This is a genomic window from Candidatus Cardinium sp. TP (genome assembly GCF_025215055.1).
In the GTDB taxonomy this organism is placed as follows: domain Bacteria; phylum Bacteroidota; class Bacteroidia; order Cytophagales; family Amoebophilaceae; genus Cardinium.
Window position 1 is genome coordinate 1 of sequence record NZ_JANAVR010000017.1, and the last position, 20,192, is coordinate 20,192.

A 20,192-nucleotide genomic window follows, 5' to 3' on the forward strand; every position below is an offset into this window, starting at 1 on the left:
GCCTAATGTTTTAGCTAGTTCCAATAACCCTAATTTAGGCTTGATAATTTTTTGATGTAAGTTCATAGTAGTTAAGATTTATATCATCATAATTTAACAATTGTCAGATTAAATCTTGACTACTACATATATAAGGGTTGGGGTAGATATGCGTATAGCCTAGCAGCATAGGCTTGGGTGTTAAAATAAATGGCTTTGCCTGCAAATTGCCATTTGCTACCTTTCCATTTTTTGTGTGTGTTCAGGGCCGTGGTTTTTAAGATTTGTTAAAATGTGAATAAATTGTTAGGTTTAGTCATTATTTATGTGTAATACTCAAGTCAATGGACCATCTTAAATCGGTCATCCTTAGCCTTCAATCAGAGGCTACTCTTTTAAAGTCAGAAGTTTCTTTATTAAGGTCAAAAAATGGCTCCTTAAAGGCAGAGAATTCGTTACTGAAATCAGAGCTTGATTCATTACAATCACTTACACATTCTTTAAAATTAGCGAATAAATCCTTGGCGTTAGAGAATTGTAAGTTAAAAGACAAGCTAGGTCTCACGTCAAAGAACTCCTCAATTCCTACCTCTAAAGAGTTGTACAAGCAAAAACGGAATAAAGTAAAAAGCCCTCGTAATAGAGGCGGCCAGCCTGGTCACGCAGGCACGACTCGTAGTAAGCTGGAAGCAGATGAAGTTATTGAGTTACACATTGCCAATTCCTGTTCCTGTGGTGGTCCTATAGCTATATCTGCTAAGCCTTATTATTCACCAAAAAGTAGATCTGCCAGAAATTAACCCCCATGTAATCAATTATCATCTACAGCATAATCGTTGTAGACAATGCGGCAAACGTTATGCTGCTTCGCTCCCTGTTTCCGTTCACGACAGTTGCCACTACAATTTTGCTAAGCAGGCATAAATTGTTAGGTTTCATTATTATTTAAGTATAGTTATCAACTAGATGGACGATTTGACATCTGTAATCAGTAGCTTAGAAGCAAGAATTAGCCTTTTAGAAGCAGAGATTTCTCTATTAAGGGGAAATAACAGATTGTTAAAGGCCACCAATACATCTTTAAGAGAAGAAAATGCTAAACTAAAAGACAAGCTAGGCCTTACCTCTAAAGAATTATATAAACAGAAGCGTGATAAGGTAAAAAGTCCACGTAATAGAGGTGGGCAGACTGGTCACTCAGGTACCACTCGTACTAAACTGGCAGCAGATGAAGTTATTGATTTACCGATTTCAGATTCCTGTTCCTGTGGTGGTTCTGTAGTGATCTTTCCCAAGCCTTACATTCATCAAAAAATAGATTTGCCAGAGATTAAGCCACACGTAACCAACTATCATGTGTACCACGGTCGTTGTAGACAATGCGGCAAACGCTACGCACATTCGTTGCCTACCGGTGTTACTTCAGATACCTTTAGCCCTAACATCAAGTCAGTAATTACTGCCTTAACCGGTTTTTACAAAAACTCTAAAAGAGAAGTATCTCAGATTTTACAAGATATTTTTAATCTTGATATCAGTCTTGGTAGTATCTCTAATAGTGAAGCTAGAGTAGCTTCCAAATGCCAAAAAGCTTATCAAGCTATAGAAGAAACTGTTAAGAACAGCAAAATGTTACATATAGATGAAACTGGTCACTATACCAGCGGTAAACTAGGTTGGTGCTGGATTTTTACCACTCCTATAGCCAGTCTGCTTAAGCTAACGGATTCCAGAAGCAGGAAAGTTCTAGAAAGTAGTGGGCTAAATCCTACACGACACCTTGTGATTAGCGATATATACCCAGTTTACAATTACTTTCCACCCACCCATAGACAACTCTGTTGGTCACATCTGGCTAGAGATTTTGAAAGGTATGCTCACAGTTGGCATAGTGATGTTAAAAGATTAGGCGTTTATTTAAAAGAAATAGCAAGTGAGTTATTTGCCTTGCATCGAGCCTTTTTGAACCAGTCTATAGAGCTGTTTAACTTTTTAAGGCGTATTAGAAAATTGCGCCAACGGACATGGTATGCTCTAAAGGCTATTATTAGATTACCAGATGCTATCCATGCTAGTCCAGTAGCCAGAAATATAATGCGAGTAGAGCCTATGCTATGGAGATTTTACCAGGATCCGATCAACATTCCTTTAACTAATAACTTGGCTGAAAGACAAATCAGACACTATGTGGTATATCGGAAAAATTCCTACTTCACGCAATCAGAAAGAGGAAATAGATTCTTAGAACGGATCATCTCTTTATACCTAACTTGGAAGCAGAAAAAGCTAAAGCCATACTGACAACTACTCAATATAATCGCTTAAAAACCATTGACGTAAAAGGACACAGAAAAAAACGTGTTTTCTGCCACAGTTCTGAACGCATACCATTTATTTTCCTTTGACGACTACGTAAGGGCAGTCTACCAGCCGAAAAATTTTACGGAAGAGAAAGATTTTGCCCGTAAGAATTTGGGGTGCTTAAATGAGTGGGGAAGGGGCCCCTATAGCTTTTATCAAAAAAAACAAAAAACAAAAAAATGATACTGTAAAAGAGTTCCTAGCAACAAACCCCCTTTCACACGCTATACGAAGCCCCCAAGATCAAAATAGTCCTTCTAGATAGGCACTACGTCAAAGGTTAGTGTATAAGAAACCGTTTCATGCAAAGACAACATCGCCTGATACGTTCCTGTTTGCTTAATAGGGAGTTCAATCCTTATCTTAGCATAGTCTATGGCAATACCCTGTTCCTTAAGCGATTTAGCAATTTGTAAAGGCGTAATAGAACCAAATATCTTACCACCTTCACGGACCTTGGCAGGCACTACCACCTTGGTAGCTGCTAAAAGAGGCAACAGTGCTTCAGCATCGGCTTTTAACTTTAATATTTTATGTGCGGCTTGCTTTGCATTTTCAAGTGCAACCTTTTTATGCATATCACTAGCCACAACCGCAAGCCCTTCAGGAATCAGGTAATTCCTAGCATAACCCGCTTTAACCGAAACGATGGCACCTTTGTTTCCTAATGTTTTGTGTACACGCTGTAATATTACTTCCATCTTTGGTTTATTTTAAATTATCCGCTACATAAGGAAGTAAAGCAAGCTGCCTAGCACGCTTTACAGCACAAGCTACCTTTTTTTGATATTTCAGACTATTGCCACTAATGCGTCTAGGTAATAGCTTCCCCTGCTCATTGAGAAACTTCATTAAAAACTCAACGCACTTATAGTCGACATACTTAATGCCATACCGCTTAAAGCGACAAAATTTCTTAGTGATTGTTTTTTTTTGTATTGATTCGTTTACTAAAGTCATAGCGCTACTGCTTTCTTAGATTCGTTTGTCCCATCATCCGACCGCCTGGCCATGTTATGCGCTACGCCATGCTTGTCTAAAGCAAAGGTTAAAAAACGCAACACCTCCTCATCTCGTGCATAAGCAACCTCCAACGCTTGAATCAAGCTAGGATCACTTGTAAATTCTATGAGATGATATACCCCACTTTTTTTATGCTTTATTTGGTAAGCCAAAGGTTTTAAACCAATCTCCTCCTCATGCATAATGGTGGCATTACGCTCCATTAAAAATGATCTATACTTATTTATAGATGCTTTAATTTGATCGTTAGAAAGTACTGGTGATAGTATAAATACCGTTTCGTAATGTCTCATGTTATATGAATATAATGTCCAAGCCTGGATACCGGATAACAAAAACGAAGTTCTAAAAAGAAATTGATAAAGTCAAGTAAATTTTTATAATTTATATAGGATGTTGTATATAGCATTTGTATGCATGTATTTGGCTTTTTTGCATGACTTAACCCTTGTAACCATGAATGTAGGAATAGAATCATCGTGGAAAACTGAGCTTACTGAAGCGTTTGAAAAGCCTTATTTCAAAACGTTAGCGGATTACGTACGGGCCGCCTATCGCAATGGCACCATCTATCCAGTACCTAAAAATATCTTTAGAGCCTTTGACCTTTCTCCCTTTGCTCATACCAAAGTGGTGATTTTAGGGCAAGATCCTTACCATGGCCCAGGGCAAGCAGATGGGTTGGCTTTTTCTGTCCCTTTAGGCATCGCTTTGCCCCCTTCATTGCGCAATATTTTTGTGGAATTGCAAGCGGATTTGGGGAACCCAGTGCCCGCCTCTGGCTCATTAGAGGGTTGGGCCAAACAGGGGGTATTGTTGTTAAATGCCACGTTGACTGTGGAAGCGCATAAAGCAGGGTCTCATCAAAACCAAGGGTGGGAGCTTTTTACCGACGCAGTGATAGAGGCCATTTCCAGCCGCAAACAACACGTCGTATTCATCCTATGGGGCAGTTATGCTGGTAAAAAAGAAAGGTTGATTGATGCGCAGCAACATCTGATCTTAAAATCAGCCCATCCTTCTCCGCTATCTGCCCATAGGGGTTTTTTTCAAAGCAGACCTTTTAGCAAAGCGAATGCCTATCTGTTGGCCACAGACCAAACACCTATTGCGTGGTAAAGGGTGGTTTTATCCTATCCATGCAGCCAATGGCCATACTACACTAAGACAAAAATAAAATGCCTTATCCCTTTACTTGTACAATGGTGTCATCCTTAAGTGGGCGCCATATTACATTTTCTCTGGCAGCTCAATGGTTAAGAGTGCCATGCTTTTTTTGAGCACCCGACCGACACAAACAGAAAGCAATAGCCTAACTGCCCTAATGGAAGGATTCGCTTCTCGCAATATTGGCGCACTGGCATAAAACCTGTTATAGGTTTTAGCCAACTCTAACGCATAATTAGCGATTACAGAGGGCATATAGGTGACGGCTGCTTCTTCTATGGCGGCAGGCAGCCTATACAATTGGAAAATAAGTGCCTGTTCTAGTTGACTGAGTTGGATGCTTGGCGGATCTAGGGTTTGGTTCGCTTGGGCTTTGCGGATTAGTGAACAGATGCGGGCATAGGTATATTGAATAAATGTGCCAGTATCTCCTTGAAAGTCAATAGAATCATTAGGATTAAATAACATCCTTTTTTGAGGTGCAACCCGTAGTAAAAAGAATTTTAAGGCACCCATTGCTAAAGTATGATGCAGTTTTTCTAGCTCTTCTTGCGTTAAGCCTTCCGTTTTATGGGTATGGCCCATATAGTTACCAACCGTACCAGCCATCTCATCTATAAGATGATCTGCATCTACTACATTTCCCTCTCTGGACTTCATTTTACCATCAGGAAGATCCACCATGCCATAGGGGAAGTGGTGCATAGCTGTGGCATAGGGCCTACCCAATTGGGACATAATGGCAAATAAAACCTTAAAGTGGTAGGTTTGTTCGTTGCCCACCACATAAATCATTTGATCAAAATGGTAATCTGCATAACGCCAATCCGCTATGCCTAAGTCTTGTGTAATATAGATAGCGGTTCCATCGCTGCGCAATAGCACCTTTTCGCCTAAACCTTCTAAGTCAACCGCAATGGCGCCATCTGTTCTTTTATAAAATATGTTTTTATGCACTCCTTCCTCTACAATGCTTTTGCCAAGCAGATAGGCTTCAGACTCATAATAGGTTTTATCAAAGGTGACGCCCAATTGGTTGTAGGTCACATTGAATCCATCATAGACCCATCCATTCATCTTTTGCCACAAAGCCATTACCACAGAGTCTCCTTTTTCCCATTCTACCAACATCCTTTGTGCCTTTTGTAGAATAAGTGGTGTTTCCCCTTCAGGGAGCAGGGCCAGTTCTTCCTTATAGACTTGGTCAAATTTTACATAATAGTTGCCTACGAAGTGATCTCCCTTTATGCCAGTACTGGCTGGAGTTGCATCGCCACCAAACTGTTGGTAAGCAACCATAGACTTACAAATATGAATCCCCCGGTCATTGATCAAGTTTACTTTATGTACGGTATAGCCAGCCGCATCTAATATAGCTGCCAAGGAGCTGCCTAAAAAGTTATTCCGTAAATGGCCTAAGTGTTGGGGCTTATTGGTATTCGGGCATGAAAACTCCACCACTACACGGCGTTTTTGTTTGGGTAGGTGTCCGTAAGATGGGTTATCTGCAATAGATTTTAAAATAGCCATCCAAATGGCTGCATCGATCACCAGGTTTAGAAATCCATTGATGACATGATAACGCGCGATTAGATCGGTATGGGTTTGCAACCATTGGCCTATCGTTTCTGCTAGCTCAGTAGGTTGTGCTTGACAGCTTTTGCAAAAAGGAAAGACAGGAAGTGAAAAAGTGCCTTCGAATTCTTTTCTGGTTACTTGTAAGCTGCAGGCCGCTTCCGATAGCGTCAGGTTATAGCATTTTAGAAATGCTTGTTGTATGGCTGATCTAAGTGTAGGTTCAAGTGGTATGATCTCTATAGGCATAGGGTTAAAAATTTGAGCTGATTAGGGTTAAAATTAAAAAATTGTAAGCAAATCTATTGGGTCAGCCCAGCTTTATGTAGTGGTTAAAGTCTATAGCTTACCAACCAGCTATAATCACATCTATGCAATTGGCCTATTGCTGATTTAGTATTTGTTGGGTATTTTGGTACGCCAAAACAAGCAAAAATGCACCTTAGAAAAAGTTGTGATTAGACAGCGCATGCAGCCCATAGCTGTAACAACTTTATCTGAACCAGTAAAATAATGCGCTTTAAAAATTAGAAGTATCGCTTTGCTATCCTAGATGAAGTGGCAGAAACTATTTTTAGCGATTATTTCGTATGTGTTCAGCTAATGGGGCCAATTTAAGTATTTTTCATTGATTGTCAAATAAAAATATTCCTTATATTGACACCATTTGGTGGACACCCAACAGATGCAGTTTGAAACGCGTTATTAATCTTGAGAATAGACCAAAACATGCGGCTCTATTGCACCATCAGCTATACATTGATAACCCAATACATGCTTTTTTTGATGCCAATAGGCTATAATTTTGCCTTCAGCTTGTAGCTGAAATGGCGCTATACAACTATCCTTAACGATTGCTTGCTGATCCAAACGCTTATACAATGCTTCTTTGGCACACCAATAGATGGCGAGCTTTGCAAGGCAGTGATTGGCATCTTGCACTTCTGCTTCTGTTAAAAACTTTTTTTGTACCTTATGCAAGCTGGGCTTCACTATTTCTATGTCAATGCCTATAGGGCACACGGTAGATAAGGCCACTGCAGCTAAATAACGGGTATGGGTAAAGCTAATATGGTAACCCGCTAAAATGGGCTTTCCCTGTGCATTTTTAGAAAGGGATGCAAGGGGGAAATTTAATTTTTTTAGTAAGCAACAAAGCGCAACTCTTACGGCTAGAGATTGCTGCTGCCTATCTATAGAAGATAGATTATTACTATGAAAATCAGCTAAAAATTGAGGATGTAGTTGCGCATGCAAGGCTTCCACACTTTCTTCAATCTTCCAAATAAGGTAAAAAGCATGGGAGACACACTCGGAAAAGCGATAAAGAGGCATAGACAAAAAGGACCATCACTGCAACAGCTCATGAACATGGCACGCATCTGGTGGCATAGCATGCGCTACCTAAAATCTATACAGTGGCCTTACAATCTGCAAAACTTTGACGTATGGCTTCTACATCTAAACATTTAATAACAGGTATAAACATAAGACGCTTGATCGAAGCTTTACGCTGCGCTGCTTTGGTTTTATTTCTTCTTGCTTTACGTTGTAATCTAACGGGCATAATCGCTAATTTTAGGTACAATAACAAACGTGGGCCCTGCAGGATTCGAACCTGCGGCCTTCTGTGTGTAAAACAGATGCTCTAACCAGCTGAGCTAAGGACCCAGGAACAAATATAGTGATTTTTTATAAAAAACATGTATAGCCTGTTATGCCGATGCGTTATGATGTGGATGTAACCGGCTTCTTGGATGATAGTCTTGCATGACTTGTCTAAGATAGTGTCTATCTAGATGGGTATATATTTCAGTAGTAGTAATAGAACTATGGCCCAACATTTCCTGTATAGCGCGTAAATCGGCCCCCCCTTCTATTAAGTGGGTGGCAAAAGAGTGCCTAAAAATGTGCGGCCCAACCTCCACATTGATTTTAGCTTTTCTCGCAAGCGCTTGCACAATTAAAAAAACCATCACCCGGGTTAAGCTGCCTCCACGCCGGTTTAAAAAAACCGTATCTAAACAACCTGACTTTATGCCCATATGGCTACGTACTTCCTGCACGTACCATTTAATATGCTTTAAAGCCATAGCTCCAATAGGTATCAAACGCTCTTTATTTCCTTTACCAATGACACGTACAAAGTTTTCTTCGAAATAGATATGGCTTAACTTCAAAGTGATCAGCTCAGAAACACGTACGCCTGTACCATAAAGGGTCTCCACAATGGCTCTATTCCGAGTGCCAAGCGGAGTAGAATGGTCTATCGCACCTATCATCGCCTCGATTTCTGATACAGACAAAACAGATGGCAGATGTTGCCCTAAATGAGGACTTGCTATCAGCTTAGTTGGGTCCTTAGTAATATGCTGACCCAACCATAAAAATTTGTAAAAAATACGCAACCCAGAAAGTATTCTTGCTTGACTCGTAGCCTTCATGCCTAATGCATGCAATTCTGATAAAAATGATTGAATATGAATAGAATTTACTGTAACCGGCACCACTCCCCTGCCCCACAAAAACTGGGCAAATCTTGTTACATCAGCAATGTAGGCTAGAATAGAATGTTCCGCAAGCAAACGCTCTAAACGAAGGTAGGTCTCAAACTGCTGTAGCAAAGATTTCCATTCATGTTCCATGATATGCACTAACAATCAGCCAGAATTGAAGAGATCAGCTATAGCTCCCCCTGCTGGACTCGAACCAGCGACCCTTTGATTAACAGTCAAATGCTCTAACCAACTGAGCTAAGGAGGATTGTAACCACTACAATTTTACCATTTTTTTCTTGCATAAACAATAGTCTATATAGATGGACAAGAAAATCATTGCATTAATCACCAATCATTGCATGATGTATGCGCCTAACTGCCCTAGGTTCACTTTTTTATATTAAATTGGGTCTAGTAGGATGAATGGTCAACCTGAATAAAGCATAGAAGATGATGGATTTCGAAGGTAGCAGGGCCAAGCCAAAAAACCGTTGGACCCAAAAGTGTGCGGTGGCGCTGATCAAGTTGCTAGGCTGGAAAATTAACAATGCAGTCGATCCAACCGTTTGGAAAAAAGCAGTCGTGTCACTCGCACCACATACGAGTAATTGGGACTTCATTTACGGCATATTATTTAAACTGAGCCATCCAGATGTGCCACTTAGGTTTGCCATAAAAAAAGAGGTGATGTTTTTTCCACTTTCCTATTTAATGAAGATGCTGGGCGCCATTCCAATAGATAGAACCCAAACCACCAAACGCACCAATATGGTAGCGGTGATGGCAGAGATGCTTCATCAAGCAGATGCGCTGATGCTTGTGATTGCGCCAGAGGGAACCAGAAGCTATGCAAAACGATGGAAAACAGGATTTTATAGATTAGCGGAAGCCGCAAATGTGCCGATTATTTTAGGGTATATCAACTATGCCAAAAAAGAACTCGGCTTAGGGCCTATCTTCCATCGTACGGGTAATATGGAGCAAGATATAGCAAGTATTCAAGATTTCTACCGAAAAATACCTGGGAAATATCCAGACAATGGGGTAATTGGATAGGACAATTTGGCAGTATCGCCCACATTTGGCAAAAAAATTGCATATACTTTTAAAATTACGTTTCAAAAGAGGTCTCATGAGGTCATCTCGTCATCATTTTATACCATAAAGCATGAAGTTACACGATACAGACACAAACAGAAAAGGCTGCTGCAAGGAGACAGTAGACAAAAATCAAACCGCTTACTGTAGTGAGGAAACAACAACCCCATGTTGCTGCAACGGTGAAGAAACAATGGATCAACCCTGTTGCTGTGGTCGGCAAGAGGCAGCAGCTCAAGGAGGTTGTTGCTATGAACAAAAGGTCGAACCAGAGGGAGGGTGTTGTCAGTCAGCTGATAGGCTAAGTGATAGCCAGCCGCACGTATGCAGCGCTGATATAGGTTCATTGGAACAAATGCAAACGCTACTCATGGAGGCAAATGATAAATATATGCGCCTTTATGCTGAGTTTGATAACTTCAAGAAGCGTGCAGCTAAGGAGCGCATAGCCTTTACGGATAAAGCGAATGAACAAACCCTTAAAGAGCTTTTACCTATTGTAGATGATTTTGAACGATGTATAGCGGCCCTACAAGGTACAGAAGAGGCATTCCAACACATTGAAGGGATCAAACTGATTTATGATAAAATAGGTGCAATATTAAAAAAATATGGGGTACAAGAAATCACCATAACGCATGGCACTGCCTTTAACTCGGATCTACACGAAGCGATTATGCAGCAGCCGGTAGATAATCTAGAAATGCAAGGGAAGATTGTCGGCGTAGTAGAGAAGGGATACCTAATCCATGAATATGTGTTGCGGTTTGCTAAAGTTATAATTGGAGTATAAATGGAAAAAGATTATTACAATATCCTGGGTGTAGAACGTAGTGCCACTGCGGACGAGATTAAAAAGGCCTATCGAAAGATAGCCATGCAATACCACCCTGATAAAAATCCAGGCAACAAAGCGGCAGAGGAGAAGTTTAAAGCGGCCACAGAAGCCTATGATGTGTTAAGCAGCCCAGAGAAAAAGCATCAATATGATCAGTTCGGTACAAGTGGCTTTCAAGGGGGAGGGCGGTCCCATGGAGATGACTTTTTCGAAGGTGATTTGAATGATCTATTTCAAGATTCTCCTTTTAGCAGTTTTTTTGGTGGCGGCAGGAGAACACGACGGGCGTCTAATTATGGTGAAGACTTACGCATAAGAATCAAACTAAACCTCAAAGAGATTGCATTGGGTGCGGAGAAAAAAGTAAAGGTAAAGCGTTATACAACTTGTGACGCATGTGGCGGTAATGGAGCGGAAAATGGACTGGCTGTAGAAAAATGTGGCCCATGTAAGGGCCATGGCGTGGTGCGTAAAACGACTCAAACCATGTTGGGCAACATGCTTACAGAGTCTGTGTGTAGCAGCTGCGCTGGAACAGGGAGCCGTATTAAAACAGCTTGTAGAGATTGCCAGGGAGAAGGTAGAAAATTTATAGACGATTTGATTACCTTCGAAGTACCTAAGGGAGTCAAAAAGAATATGGAACTTACCATACGTGGCAGAGGCAACGCACCACTCCGTGGCGGTATGCCAGGCAGCTTGATTGTGCAAATAGAAGAAGAGGAAGATGACCTTTTAAAACGTGAAGGAAATAATATCTGCTATACCCTGCATATCAGCTTTATAGATGCCACACTAGGTTGCGAAATGGAAATACCTACTATATATGGCAAAGTGCGCCTTAAAATCCCACCTGGTACATCATGCGGTGAGGTCCTTAAGCTAAAAGGGAAAGGTATTGCAGATGTGAATAGTTATAGCAAAAAGGGAGATCAGTTGGTTTTTGTGCAAATTTGGACTCCACAAGAGCTTACAAAAGAAGAAAAAGAAATTTTGCTTTCACTGCGTGATTCGCCTAACTTTATACCGAAGCCAAATAAGAAGGAAGAGAGCTTTTTTGAGCGGATTAAATCTTTTTTTCAAGGATAGGCCAATACCCGTCTTTTTACCATGTGACCATGAGCCAATTTGTAGTCTCTGCAAGAAAATACCGTCCTACTAGTTTTAAAGATGTGATCAGTCAGCCCCATATTACTACCACATTAAAGAATGCGATAGCCTCTGGACAGCTTGCACATGCTTTTCTTTTTTGTGGTCCACGTGGTGTGGGGAAAACTACTTGTGCCCGTATTTTAGCCAAAGCCATCAATTGTATAGAAGTAACCGAAGCAGTAGAACCCTGTAACCAGTGTACCAATTGCCTAAGCTTAAACAGCCATAGCGCCATGAATGTCTATGAGTTAGATGCAGCCTCTAACAATTCTGTGGAAGACATTCGTGAACTGGTGGGACAGGTGCGCTATGCCCCTCAAATGGGTAAATACAAGATTTACATTATAGATGAGGTACATATGTTGTCTAATGCGGCTTTTAATGCCTTTCTCAAAACGCTTGAAGAACCTCCTAGCTATGCCATATTTATATTGGCTACTACAGAACGACATAAGGTTTTACCTACTATTTTATCTCGTTGTCAAATCTTTAACTTTAATAGAATTAAATTAGAGGATATCGTTACACAACTCAAAGCGATTGCGACAAAGGAGGCTATTGCTTATGAGGAGTCTGCACTACAGCTGATTGCACAAAAGGCAGAAGGGGCCATGCGGGACGCGCTTTCCATATTTGATCTGATCACGGCTTCTGCAGGCGCAGGAGGAAAAATTACCTATGCGGCCACACGTGATCATCTCCAAATTTTGGATTACGACTATTATTTTAAATGTATAGATGCTTGCTTACGGGGGGATATTCCTGCGGTCCTCACGCTCTATGATGCTGTTTTGCGTGCAGGTTTTAATGGCCATCATTTTGTGGTGGGCCTTGGCGAATATCTACGCAACCTATTGGTCTGCACAGACGATGCTACGCTCCCTCTTTTAGAGGTCACAGACAATATGCGTTCACGTTATGCGGAGTATGCATCTAGATGTAAGATGCCGTTTTTATTAAAGGCGTTGGCACGCTTAAACCAATGTGATATAGGCTATAAGTCTAGCCAACACCAAAGGTTACATGTAGAACTGGCACTGATTGACTTAGCCACTAGTCATTTGTCTACCTCAGCAAGCACGCCATTACCAGATCAATCATTACCAAAAATAGATCCTCCCCAAGCACCCATTAGTACGCAACCTAAACAAATGGATGCTGCTGCCGTTCAGTCCTCTATAACGCCACTGGCCAAGCCAAACCCCGACCATTTGCCTACTACGCCCGCCCCAGCTGCCCAGCAGCCAACAACCATAACGATTCCTACCTTAGCAAACTTAAAGTCAACATTGACAAAGAAAAAAACAAATGACTCCGATGTAAAAAAAAAATAGCTAGCCCATGTAACCTAAAAAAGCCGGTACCAGCAGCAATGGTGCAATCTTGCCTGGCTGCCTATAGGGAAGACCTAAAAAAAAGGGGGCATACAGCTGCTTATCGCCTTATGAATCAACCTATAGAGATTCAAGATACGATGCTTACCATTTCCTTGATCAATCCCGTTCAAGAAAACCTGTTACAGAGCCTCAAGGAGGAGCTTTTACCTAAGCTAAAATTAAATCATCCTGATATCACCATTCAAGGTATTTTGACCGAGCAAACAACTGCTCCAAAACCCTATACAGACCAAGAAAAATTAACCTATTTGGGCAAAAAAAATGCAGCTATCACCCTACTACAAGAACGTCTGATGTTGGAAGTAGCCTACTAAAGCAGATAGGCCAGTTTTTTGCTTGATCCAAAAGTATGACCTAAATTTATTGACCATTTGGCTTTATTTTTATCCTTCAGGCAATGCATGGGCTGAACAGATCGTTTACACTTGCGTTGCCATTATTAAAACCATAGATCAATTTCAATTATATGCATAAAGGTGTGATTATTTTAGGCGCATGCCATCTGACAAAGGGGTCTTTAGACATTTTTCAAAGAAACAATTTAATCGTCTATGGCATTTTAGATGATGAAACAAAATGGCATAATACCACTATTCATAACATTCCTGTTTTAGGCGCTACAGATGATCCAACCTTTCTTGAGTTACTGAACCAGGAGTGTGCTTCTTTTATAGCGTACCGTCATATCCAAAAAAGAAAAAACTGTTTAAACTTTTTAATTGCCCAACAAAAGTCCACATCCATCTCGGCGATTCATCCATCTGCCATTATAGCGGATGGGGTTCAAATGGGTTCAGGCAATTACATAGGCGCACAGGTTTGTTTGGCTTCAGAGGTAACTGTAGGCAACCACTGTATACTACATAATGGGGTGATTATCGAAGCAGAAACCCAAATTCATGATTGGGTAGAAATAGGTGCGGGTAGCATTATTGGTGATCATGTCACCATAGAAGAAGAGGTCTTTATTGGCATAGGCGCCAGGATTATTCCCGGTGTGACGATTCAAAAGGGAGCGAGTATTGGTGCAGGGTCGGTTGTGTTAGGGAATGTAAAAAAGGGGGATGTGTTCCTGGGAAATCCAGCGAAGTCTATTCAATAAGGATAAAAGTGTCTATGCACGACAATAGTTAGTAAGGTAACTTTAATTTGTATCTGTTCACGATACTGGTTAATAATGAATTTTATCCCACTTTTTTCTTTATAAAAAAGTAGACAAAAAATCAAGCCCTCGGTAAAAAGCGCTGAAAGTGTCATCTTACAGATGGAAAAACAGAAAGGGCCCCCTTTGGGGGCTTCAAAGGAAACTGTTTTTCCAAATCATCTGTAAACTGCCACTTTCTATACCGCGACTTTTTACAGGGGCGGTTTTTTTTGACGCAAAAAACCATCGCGCTGAACACATACGGCTTAGCCGCATACGTTTACAACTGACTAGAAAAACAGCCTGTTTGAGCCCGTGAAGCGGACGACTGCTGCTTTTCTAGCTGTAAACCAAACTTTCTGATCGTAACCCTTTCCAAGGCACGGACTTTTTTTAGCGTAGTATTACCATATGCTTAAAACAATGTCATTTTATGATACCTTGTTATCTTGAGCTGTTTTAAGCAGTTCGATGATCTCTTCATATTCCCAGATGCACGCCAGCTCCAGAGGTGTGTAACCAAGATCATTTGTATCATCTAATAGTTCGTTGACTATCCTCAAGGATTTAACTAAATTTACTAAGTGATAGGTTACTGCTAGATGCAAAACATTATTATTATTCTATTTAATACTTACACTTGCATCAATCCTTTCAGTTTCCAGGAGCGCTTTTATGGTGTTAATTGGAGCGCTTTCATGGTGTTAGGCCCCGCTCTTGTGCCACCATCAGAGGTGTGTAAACATTATTATTTTTGACATTAATATCAACAGCTGGTTCTTCCATTAAGCGCTTAGCTGCCCCTTCGTGACTGGCGTATATTGCTAGATGCAAAGCCGTATCCCCATCTTTATTTTTAGCATTTACATCAATACCTGATGCTTGGCATCAAACGTTCAACTACATCTTTATGACCATTCTCTGCTGCTAGATATAAAGCCGTATTGCCTTCTTTATCCTTTGCATTTACATCAACTTTATCTTTATACTTAGGATCTAAAAGTAATGTTATAACTTCTAAAGAACCTTCTTGAGCTGCCAAGTGAAGAGGGTGCTTGCCTGACGCTGGATCTGGAATCGTAACATCTAACGTTTGATTCCCAGTATAATTTAGTAAAATCTGAACTATTTCCCATACTTGTAACTTACACGCCAATACAAGTGTAGTGTCACCGCCCCCCGCGTTGTTAATATCAGTCCGCTCATATCCCAGCAGCATCTGAACCGTTAAGCCATTATCTTGCTCTATAGCTTGGCCTAGTCCTGTTCTTTGTTTATTCTACAACCGAATCTGAAGACTTTTCTTGTGCAACCATTCCTTGCCCTGTGTGGAGACGCTTATCTATAGCCGAGGGTGAAAGTTTTTCTTGTGTATCCATTCCTTGATTTGTGCGCACACAAACAAACAAGGTGTTGAGGCTTAATAGCATGCGCAATAGGCCTATGCTATATTTTATATACGTTTTCATAGCATTTGATGTTAAATGGTTAGGTTATAATTATGACCAAGTAGCATTGCTTCAATAAAAAATTCAGGTACAAGAACAATGGCGTCAACGTGCTAAAGGCATCCGTTTACGCCATGATCCGAATGGATACCAGGATAGAGCCTGTTCTATACAATGTTAATTGGATTATTTTTCAAAAATCTACATAGCATCAGCATGCTTTATTCACATCTATGTTCTGCCCATCTAGAAAGTCTAGCACTGTTCTTTTTTTTGGTTCTTCTATTTTCAATTGTGATACTCTATTCCACATATTACACCCCTTTGGGTCCGTTGCATTAACATGTAGACCTGCATCCAACCACTTTTTTACACTTTCTAATGACCAAGCATGACCATCAAGATCTTTCACAATCTCATCCGTTATGACATTAGGATCCTGTACAACCAATGGTGCTACTGTAGTAGTAATAGTAGTAGTAGTACTACTACTACCCCATTTTTCTTCACCCTTTTCTATCGCATCGGTAATGAATTTTAGGGTTGTATCCTCTAGATAGGGTGTAGTACTGGATGGTGTAACGGTTGTACTTCCATTATTTAGCGGAAATGGTGTCGAGGTGGCTAGACCAGTATCATTATTATGACCGGTGTTATTGCCAAATACATTATAATACAGACCATATCCCCCCCCTATAAAGACAAGAGACAGCGCAGTGACTCCCCCCGCAATTCCCGACCAAAACCATCCCGGGTGGCGTCTCTTTACTCTCATCATATTATCGACCGTAGCTGTACAACAGCCGCTGCGATACCTCCTATTATTGGCACCTAGTTCCTCCCTTGTGTTAACACAAGACGCCAAAGTATTCAAGCTCAATAGTCCAATGAATAGACTTACCCTAGCATTTCTATACGTTTTCATAGCATTTGATGTTTAATTGTATATGCATAATCACTACCAAGCAGAATGGCTTTAATGTATAGCTCCCCACGATCTATCCATATGACCCTATCTGTCTATCTGCTTCAATTGAATCAGGCAAAAAAACCTTAATAAGGGCGCATGGAACTTATCTATTTCATGAATCGCCCCTTAATATTACCCTAAAATATTAGATATGTACAAAAAAATAAATACAATCGCAAATAAAAACCATAAAACTCAGCATGCCGCATTAGACATGAAATAATGACTTCGCCTTGTCAAGGGTAGCATACTTAAGGTAATACGATAAGAAAACGTAGACGATAAATGGAATAGTTAGGGCCGGCTATATGAAAAACAAATACATACTTTTATATTTGAGATTGTCTTCCTTTATACGAAAAGGGTAAAATAAAGTTTGTTGGTGTGCCTAAGTCTTATTTCCTACGTATCGTTGCTGTAGTACCATTCATATTTAGTGGCGTATCTGCAAAAGCAACTGCATACTTTAATTGTAGTCCCTATTTTAGTAATGGTTATAACACTGCGTATAGAAGCTGGATACAAGCCAGTAGCTACTCACATACAGTGCAGCCTTATACGGCTGATAGGAAATCTAATAGACCGCTTACTTTTCATAAAAGCTACCGATTGATTCTCTTATTATCTAGCAGCAAACAAAGCGGAGAGCACGTTTCAGATATGGTACACTACCAAGCAACAGATTCAATCGTTTTTGATGCTAAAAAGGACATGCTTTCTTTACATGGGGCGAGTAGGCTGGCCTATGATAAGATCAAACTCGAAGCGGATATCGTGGCGCTACACTTAAAGACCCATACGCTTTATGCAAAAGGCAGCAAGGATCTGCATAACCAACCGATAGGGAATCCTATTTTTACCTATCAGGATGTAACCAAAAACAAATATGGTAAAGCGGGCTCTACCCAAACACGGATCTTTTTTATGGAAACAATCCGGTATAACATCGAAACCAAACGGGCTTTAGTAGATCGCCTATTGACCAAACAAGAAGCATCTATTGTTAAAAGCAAACAGATCAAAAAGGAAGATGAAGTAACATTTTATGGGGAGGATATCATTTATACTACTTGCCCGCTAGCACATCCCCATTTTTACATACGTACCAAACGCGCTAAAATAGTGCGAGATCAACAAATTACCAGCGGCCCCTTTCGCTTGTACTTTGACCAAGTGCCTACACCATTGGGCTCTATTTTTGGTACCTTATTTCTAGAAGGCAAACGCACATACGGTATAATTCCACCAGAAATAGGGGAAGGTGAATATGGTTTTTATCTCCGTAATGGCGGATACTACATCAATTTCAATGATTATGTGGATATTTCTATTTTAGGTAGTCTATATTCTAGTGGTACTGCAGAACTTAAAAATACACTACGCTATAAAAGAAGATACCAATACAGCGGCAACCTACATTATACAGTCAATAGAACAGAAAAGGAGAAAGGGTGGTCTTTAAAATGCGAGCATACTACACTAAAACATGGCCCTACCAGTCTTAATGCAAAGCTTGACCTCCACAACAAATCTTATAAAACATTTGACCATGAAGATAACAAAAATCCAAAAAGCATGGAGCAACAATGTGCTGGGAGCTTATCCTACCAGAACAACCTGATCGGCTTCCCCTATGGATTAACGGTACGTGCAGCATTTGAACTCAACCAACTTTCGAATTTTATACATTGGACCTTACCAAACGGCTCCCTATATAGTACTGCTTGGCATCCGTTTAAAAGCATTCGCTCTACAGGCACCCACCATTGGTTCCATACTATGGAAATAAAACATACTATAGATTTTGAAACCCACTTACAAAACGCAAAAAAAGACCCTAACCCACTTAACGTAACCAACAACACGCAAGCCATTTTTCCAACCTATCGATGGAATCATTATACAGAACGTGGTGTCAAGCATACCATACCCCTGAGCATACAATGTAAATTATTTGAGTTTATTAACTTAGAGCCACATTTCACCTATAATGCAGGGTGGTACTGGCTTAAAAAGAAGACAAAAGGGCCTATCCGGAAACCAGGGTTTAATCAGGTCTATACTTGGCATTTGGGTGCAACGCTAGGGACTACGTTATACCACACCCATTATTTTGAAGGAGCAACATCGATTCAAGGCTTTCGTATTAAAATGGAACCTAGTATTAACTTTACCTATACGCCTGATTTCTCTAAAAAATACTGCCAAGAAGTAGAAAATGCAGAAGGGAAAAAAGAAAGAAAGTATGTCTTTACAGGACTACGGCCAGGTCTAGATGTACCGAATCATGCTACATCTATTCTAAACTGTAAACTACATAATACAGTGGAGTTAAAGATAAAAAAATCAGCAGATCCAGAAAAAAAAGAAAAAAAAAGAAGCAGCCATAAAATCTTTTTGTTAAAAAACTTAGATTTTGAAACTAAATATGACTTTCAAGCAAAGAAAGATGAATGTCATCTAGTAGATGGCATTCATATGCATATGGCTAGCGAGGCAAAAATAGGTAAAATGGGCAAAATTGACTTTGACTTAAAGGCAAATTTTGACCCTTATCTAACTAAAAAGACCATATTAGATGATGATAGCATCAAAGAAGAACCGATCAATCATTTTGCATGGCACTATGGTCAAGATTTATGGAAAGTGAAAAACGCCAGCTGCAAGATCAGCATAGATCTTGCACACCATGCCCGTAAAGAGAAAAAAAAAGCACTGCTCCAAGAGCACGACCAATCGGTCAACAATATGGAAAACCATAAGATAGACTTTGAAGTGCCCTGGAATATTGGCTCGGAGTTTAATGTAGTCTATAACAGATTATATGCATACAAGGAAGGAGCAAAAAATTATAGCATAGAAAAATATATCTCTTTTAATGGGAGTATCACTTTGGTTAAAAAGTGGAAAATTAATCTGCGTACTACGTATAATTTTAACAAAAATGAATTTGATGCATCTGCTACAGAAATTTCCATTGAACGGGATTTGCACTGCTGGCAACTTAGCTACCAATGGCATCCACTAGGCAATTCGGCTAAATATGATTTTTCTTTAGGTGTCAAAGCAAATGTTTTAAAAGTATTGAAGCTACCAAGAAAAAGAAGCTATAATAAACTGCATGAATAGAAGACATATATGTCATACTTTGCATCTATTCAAGTCACTGTTTTTTTGCATTAAAAGCAAAATTCCCCTGTAAAAAGTCACGGTATAGAAAGTGGCATCTGAGAGATGATTAGGAAAAACAGTTTCCTTTGAAGCCCCAAAAAGGGGCGATTACTATTTTTCCATTTGTATGCTGCTATCTTATACATTCAGCGGAGTGGTTTTTAAGTGTTGTTAAATTCTGCATAAATTGTTTGGGTTGGTTATTGTTTATGTGTAGTGATCAAACCAATGCAGCATCTTGAATTGTAGTAGTCAAGATTTAATCTGACAATTGTTAAATTATGATGATATAAATCTTAACTACTATGAACTTACATCAAAAAATTATCAAGCCTAAATTAGGGTTATTGGAACTAGCTAAAACATTAGGC

22 protein-coding genes and 2 tRNA genes are annotated in these 20,192 nt (G+C 40.0%); 10 read left to right on the plus strand and 14 right to left on the minus strand.

Going from position 1 to position 20,192, the window contains the following annotated elements; all coding sequences use genetic code 11:
• The first annotated feature begins 323 nt into the window (after positions 1 to 323).
• Together NLX65_RS02930 and tnpC are read left to right on the plus strand one after the other, a co-directional pair.
• Positions 324 to 779: a DUF6444 domain-containing protein gene (locus NLX65_RS02930; protein WP_260537018.1), complete on the plus strand. Its 456-nt coding sequence runs from the start codon at positions 324 to 326 to the stop codon at positions 777 to 779.
• Positions 780 to 945: 166 nt separating this feature from the next.
• Positions 946 to 2,280: an IS66 family transposase gene (tnpC, locus tag NLX65_RS02935; RefSeq protein WP_260537020.1), complete on the plus strand. Its 1,335-nt coding sequence runs from the start codon at positions 946 to 948 to the stop codon at positions 2,278 to 2,280.
• A gap of 317 nt (positions 2,281 to 2,597) precedes the next feature.
• Here tnpC and rplI read toward each other — a convergent pair whose 3' ends face one another.
• From rplI to rpsF, 3 genes are read right to left on the minus strand one after another with little or no spacing between them, the layout of a single operon-like run.
• Positions 2,598 to 3,041 (minus strand): 50S ribosomal protein L9, encoded by a 444-nt coding sequence (rplI, locus tag NLX65_RS02940; protein ID WP_260537022.1) that lies wholly within the window; start codon positions 3,039 to 3,041, stop codon positions 2,598 to 2,600.
• A gap of 7 nt (positions 3,042 to 3,048) precedes the next feature.
• The gene (gene rpsR, locus NLX65_RS02945; RefSeq protein WP_114909859.1) at positions 3,049 to 3,300 is read right to left on the minus strand and encodes a 30S ribosomal protein S18; all 252 of its coding nucleotides are present in this window, start codon (positions 3,298 to 3,300) and stop codon (positions 3,049 to 3,051) included.
• Positions 3,297 to 3,656 (minus strand): 30S ribosomal protein S6, encoded by a 360-nt coding sequence (gene rpsF / locus NLX65_RS02950; protein WP_260537024.1) that lies wholly within the window; start codon positions 3,654 to 3,656, stop codon positions 3,297 to 3,299. The genes rpsR and rpsF overlap by 4 nt, the downstream gene beginning before the upstream one ends.
• A gap of 163 nt (positions 3,657 to 3,819) precedes the next feature.
• Between rpsF and NLX65_RS02955 the strand changes: the two genes are divergently transcribed.
• Complete coding sequence (locus NLX65_RS02955) at positions 3,820 to 4,482, plus strand: uracil-DNA glycosylase (RefSeq protein WP_260537052.1); 663 nt, start codon at positions 3,820 to 3,822, stop codon at positions 4,480 to 4,482.
• Positions 4,483 to 4,593: 111 nt separating this feature from the next.
• Here the strand turns inward: NLX65_RS02955 and argS are convergent, their stop codons facing one another.
• From argS to NLX65_RS02985, 6 genes are all read right to left on the minus strand, one after another.
• Positions 4,594 to 6,354 (minus strand): arginine--tRNA ligase, encoded by a 1,761-nt coding sequence (gene argS, locus NLX65_RS02960; protein WP_260537026.1) that lies wholly within the window; start codon positions 6,352 to 6,354, stop codon positions 4,594 to 4,596.
• A 456-nt stretch (positions 6,355 to 6,810) separates the two neighbouring features.
• On the minus strand, positions 6,811 to 7,440 hold the full coding sequence (locus NLX65_RS02965; protein WP_260537028.1) for a 4'-phosphopantetheinyl transferase family protein: 630 nt from the start codon (positions 7,438 to 7,440) through the stop codon (positions 6,811 to 6,813).
• Between the two features lie 76 nt (positions 7,441 to 7,516).
• Positions 7,517 to 7,672, minus strand: a complete 156-nt coding sequence (locus tag NLX65_RS02970) for a hypothetical protein (RefSeq protein WP_260537030.1) — start codon at positions 7,670 to 7,672, stop codon at positions 7,517 to 7,519.
• Between the two features lie 30 nt (positions 7,673 to 7,702).
• Positions 7,703 to 7,776: transfer RNA gene (locus tag NLX65_RS02975), tRNA-Val, on the minus strand.
• A 44-nt stretch (positions 7,777 to 7,820) separates the two neighbouring features.
• The gene (locus NLX65_RS02980; protein ID WP_260537032.1) at positions 7,821 to 8,750 is read right to left on the minus strand and encodes a site-specific tyrosine recombinase; all 930 of its coding nucleotides are present in this window, start codon (positions 8,748 to 8,750) and stop codon (positions 7,821 to 7,823) included.
• A gap of 44 nt (positions 8,751 to 8,794) precedes the next feature.
• Positions 8,795 to 8,868 (minus strand) — tRNA-Asn (locus NLX65_RS02985).
• A gap of 185 nt (positions 8,869 to 9,053) precedes the next feature.
• Between NLX65_RS02985 and NLX65_RS02990 the strand changes: the two genes are divergently transcribed.
• The 6 genes from NLX65_RS02990 to NLX65_RS03015 all read left to right on the plus strand — a co-directional run bounded on the left by NLX65_RS02990 (position 9,054) and on the right by NLX65_RS03015 (position 14,190).
• Positions 9,054 to 9,659: a 1-acyl-sn-glycerol-3-phosphate acyltransferase gene (locus NLX65_RS02990; RefSeq protein WP_260537034.1), complete on the plus strand. Its 606-nt coding sequence runs from the start codon at positions 9,054 to 9,056 to the stop codon at positions 9,657 to 9,659.
• Between the two features lie 112 nt (positions 9,660 to 9,771).
• Positions 9,772 to 10,494: a nucleotide exchange factor GrpE gene (locus tag NLX65_RS02995; protein ID WP_260537036.1), complete on the plus strand. Its 723-nt coding sequence runs from the start codon at positions 9,772 to 9,774 to the stop codon at positions 10,492 to 10,494.
• Positions 10,495 to 11,628, plus strand: coding sequence for a molecular chaperone DnaJ (dnaJ, locus tag NLX65_RS03000; protein ID WP_260537038.1), 1,134 nt, complete (start codon positions 10,495 to 10,497; stop codon positions 11,626 to 11,628).
• A 29-nt stretch (positions 11,629 to 11,657) separates the two neighbouring features.
• Entirely contained in the window at positions 11,658 to 13,025 is a 1,368-nt protein-coding gene (gene dnaX / locus NLX65_RS03005; protein WP_260537040.1) for a DNA polymerase III subunit gamma/tau, read from the plus strand.
• Between the two features lie 38 nt (positions 13,026 to 13,063).
• Positions 13,064 to 13,402, plus strand: coding sequence for a hypothetical protein (locus tag NLX65_RS03010; protein ID WP_260537042.1), 339 nt, complete (start codon positions 13,064 to 13,066; stop codon positions 13,400 to 13,402).
• 152 nt (positions 13,403 to 13,554) lie between these two features.
• A complete protein-coding gene (locus NLX65_RS03015; protein ID WP_260537044.1) occupies positions 13,555 to 14,190 on the plus strand; it encodes a DapH/DapD/GlmU-related protein in 636 nt (211 codons plus the stop codon).
• Positions 14,191 to 14,663: 473 nt separating this feature from the next.
• Here the strand turns inward: NLX65_RS03015 and NLX65_RS04085 are convergent, their stop codons facing one another.
• The 5 genes from NLX65_RS04085 to NLX65_RS03030 form a co-directional block, all read right to left on the minus strand.
• A complete protein-coding gene (locus NLX65_RS04085; protein ID WP_445083373.1) occupies positions 14,664 to 14,840 on the minus strand; it encodes a hypothetical protein in 177 nt (58 codons plus the stop codon).
• 88 nt (positions 14,841 to 14,928) lie between these two features.
• Entirely contained in the window at positions 14,929 to 15,105 is a 177-nt protein-coding gene (locus NLX65_RS04090; protein WP_445083374.1) for an ankyrin repeat domain-containing protein, read from the minus strand.
• Positions 15,101 to 15,481: an ankyrin repeat domain-containing protein gene (locus NLX65_RS03020; protein WP_260537054.1), complete on the minus strand. Its 381-nt coding sequence runs from the start codon at positions 15,479 to 15,481 to the stop codon at positions 15,101 to 15,103. Before NLX65_RS03020 ends, NLX65_RS04090 begins: the two co-directional genes overlap by 5 nt.
• A 25-nt stretch (positions 15,482 to 15,506) precedes the next feature.
• Positions 15,507 to 15,701: a hypothetical protein gene (locus NLX65_RS03025; RefSeq protein WP_260537046.1), complete on the minus strand. Its 195-nt coding sequence runs from the start codon at positions 15,699 to 15,701 to the stop codon at positions 15,507 to 15,509.
• 190 nt (positions 15,702 to 15,891) lie between these two features.
• Complete coding sequence (locus tag NLX65_RS03030) at positions 15,892 to 16,605, minus strand: hypothetical protein (protein ID WP_260537048.1); 714 nt, start codon at positions 16,603 to 16,605, stop codon at positions 15,892 to 15,894.
• Between the two features lie 429 nt (positions 16,606 to 17,034).
• Here NLX65_RS03030 and NLX65_RS03035 point away from each other — a divergent pair, with 429 nt between their 5' ends.
• Positions 17,035 to 19,779 carry a putative LPS assembly protein LptD gene (locus tag NLX65_RS03035; protein WP_260537050.1) on the plus strand — a complete coding sequence of 915 codons (2,745 nt, stop codon included), beginning with the start codon at positions 17,035 to 17,037 and terminating at the stop codon, positions 19,777 to 19,779.
• The last annotated feature ends 413 nt before the right edge of the window (positions 19,780 to 20,192 follow it).

Coding starts and splice junctions, on each gene's coding strand:
- NLX65_RS02930 (WP_260537018.1), top strand. CDS start 324: ATGGACCATCTTAAATCGGTCATCCTTAGCCTTCAATCAGAGGCTACT.
- tnpC (WP_260537020.1), top strand. CDS start 946: ATGGACGATTTGACATCTGTAATCAGTAGCTTAGAAGCAAGAATTAGC.
- rplI (WP_260537022.1), bottom strand. CDS start 3,041: ATGGAAGTAATATTACAGCGTGTACACAAAACATTAGGAAACAAAGGT.
- rpsR (WP_114909859.1), bottom strand. CDS start 3,300: ATGACTTTAGTAAACGAATCAATACAAAAAAAAACAATCACTAAGAAA.
- rpsF (WP_260537024.1), bottom strand. CDS start 3,656: ATGAGACATTACGAAACGGTATTTATACTATCACCAGTACTTTCTAAC.
- NLX65_RS02955 (WP_260537052.1), top strand. CDS start 3,820: ATGAATGTAGGAATAGAATCATCGTGGAAAACTGAGCTTACTGAAGCG.
- argS (WP_260537026.1), bottom strand. CDS start 6,354: ATGCCTATAGAGATCATACCACTTGAACCTACACTTAGATCAGCCATA.
- NLX65_RS02965 (WP_260537028.1), bottom strand. CDS start 7,440: ATGCCTCTTTATCGCTTTTCCGAGTGTGTCTCCCATGCTTTTTACCTT.
- NLX65_RS02970 (WP_260537030.1), bottom strand. CDS start 7,672: ATGCCCGTTAGATTACAACGTAAAGCAAGAAGAAATAAAACCAAAGCA.
- NLX65_RS02980 (WP_260537032.1), bottom strand. CDS start 8,750: ATGGAACATGAATGGAAATCTTTGCTACAGCAGTTTGAGACCTACCTT.
- NLX65_RS02990 (WP_260537034.1), top strand. CDS start 9,054: ATGATGGATTTCGAAGGTAGCAGGGCCAAGCCAAAAAACCGTTGGACC.
- NLX65_RS02995 (WP_260537036.1), top strand. CDS start 9,772: ATGAAGTTACACGATACAGACACAAACAGAAAAGGCTGCTGCAAGGAG.
- dnaJ (WP_260537038.1), top strand. CDS start 10,495: ATGGAAAAAGATTATTACAATATCCTGGGTGTAGAACGTAGTGCCACT.
- dnaX (WP_260537040.1), top strand. CDS start 11,658: ATGAGCCAATTTGTAGTCTCTGCAAGAAAATACCGTCCTACTAGTTTT.
- NLX65_RS03010 (WP_260537042.1), top strand. CDS start 13,064: ATGGTGCAATCTTGCCTGGCTGCCTATAGGGAAGACCTAAAAAAAAGG.
- NLX65_RS03015 (WP_260537044.1), top strand. CDS start 13,555: ATGCATAAAGGTGTGATTATTTTAGGCGCATGCCATCTGACAAAGGGG.
- NLX65_RS03025 (WP_260537046.1), bottom strand. CDS start 15,701: ATGAAAACGTATATAAAATATAGCATAGGCCTATTGCGCATGCTATTA.
- NLX65_RS03030 (WP_260537048.1), bottom strand. CDS start 16,605: ATGAAAACGTATAGAAATGCTAGGGTAAGTCTATTCATTGGACTATTG.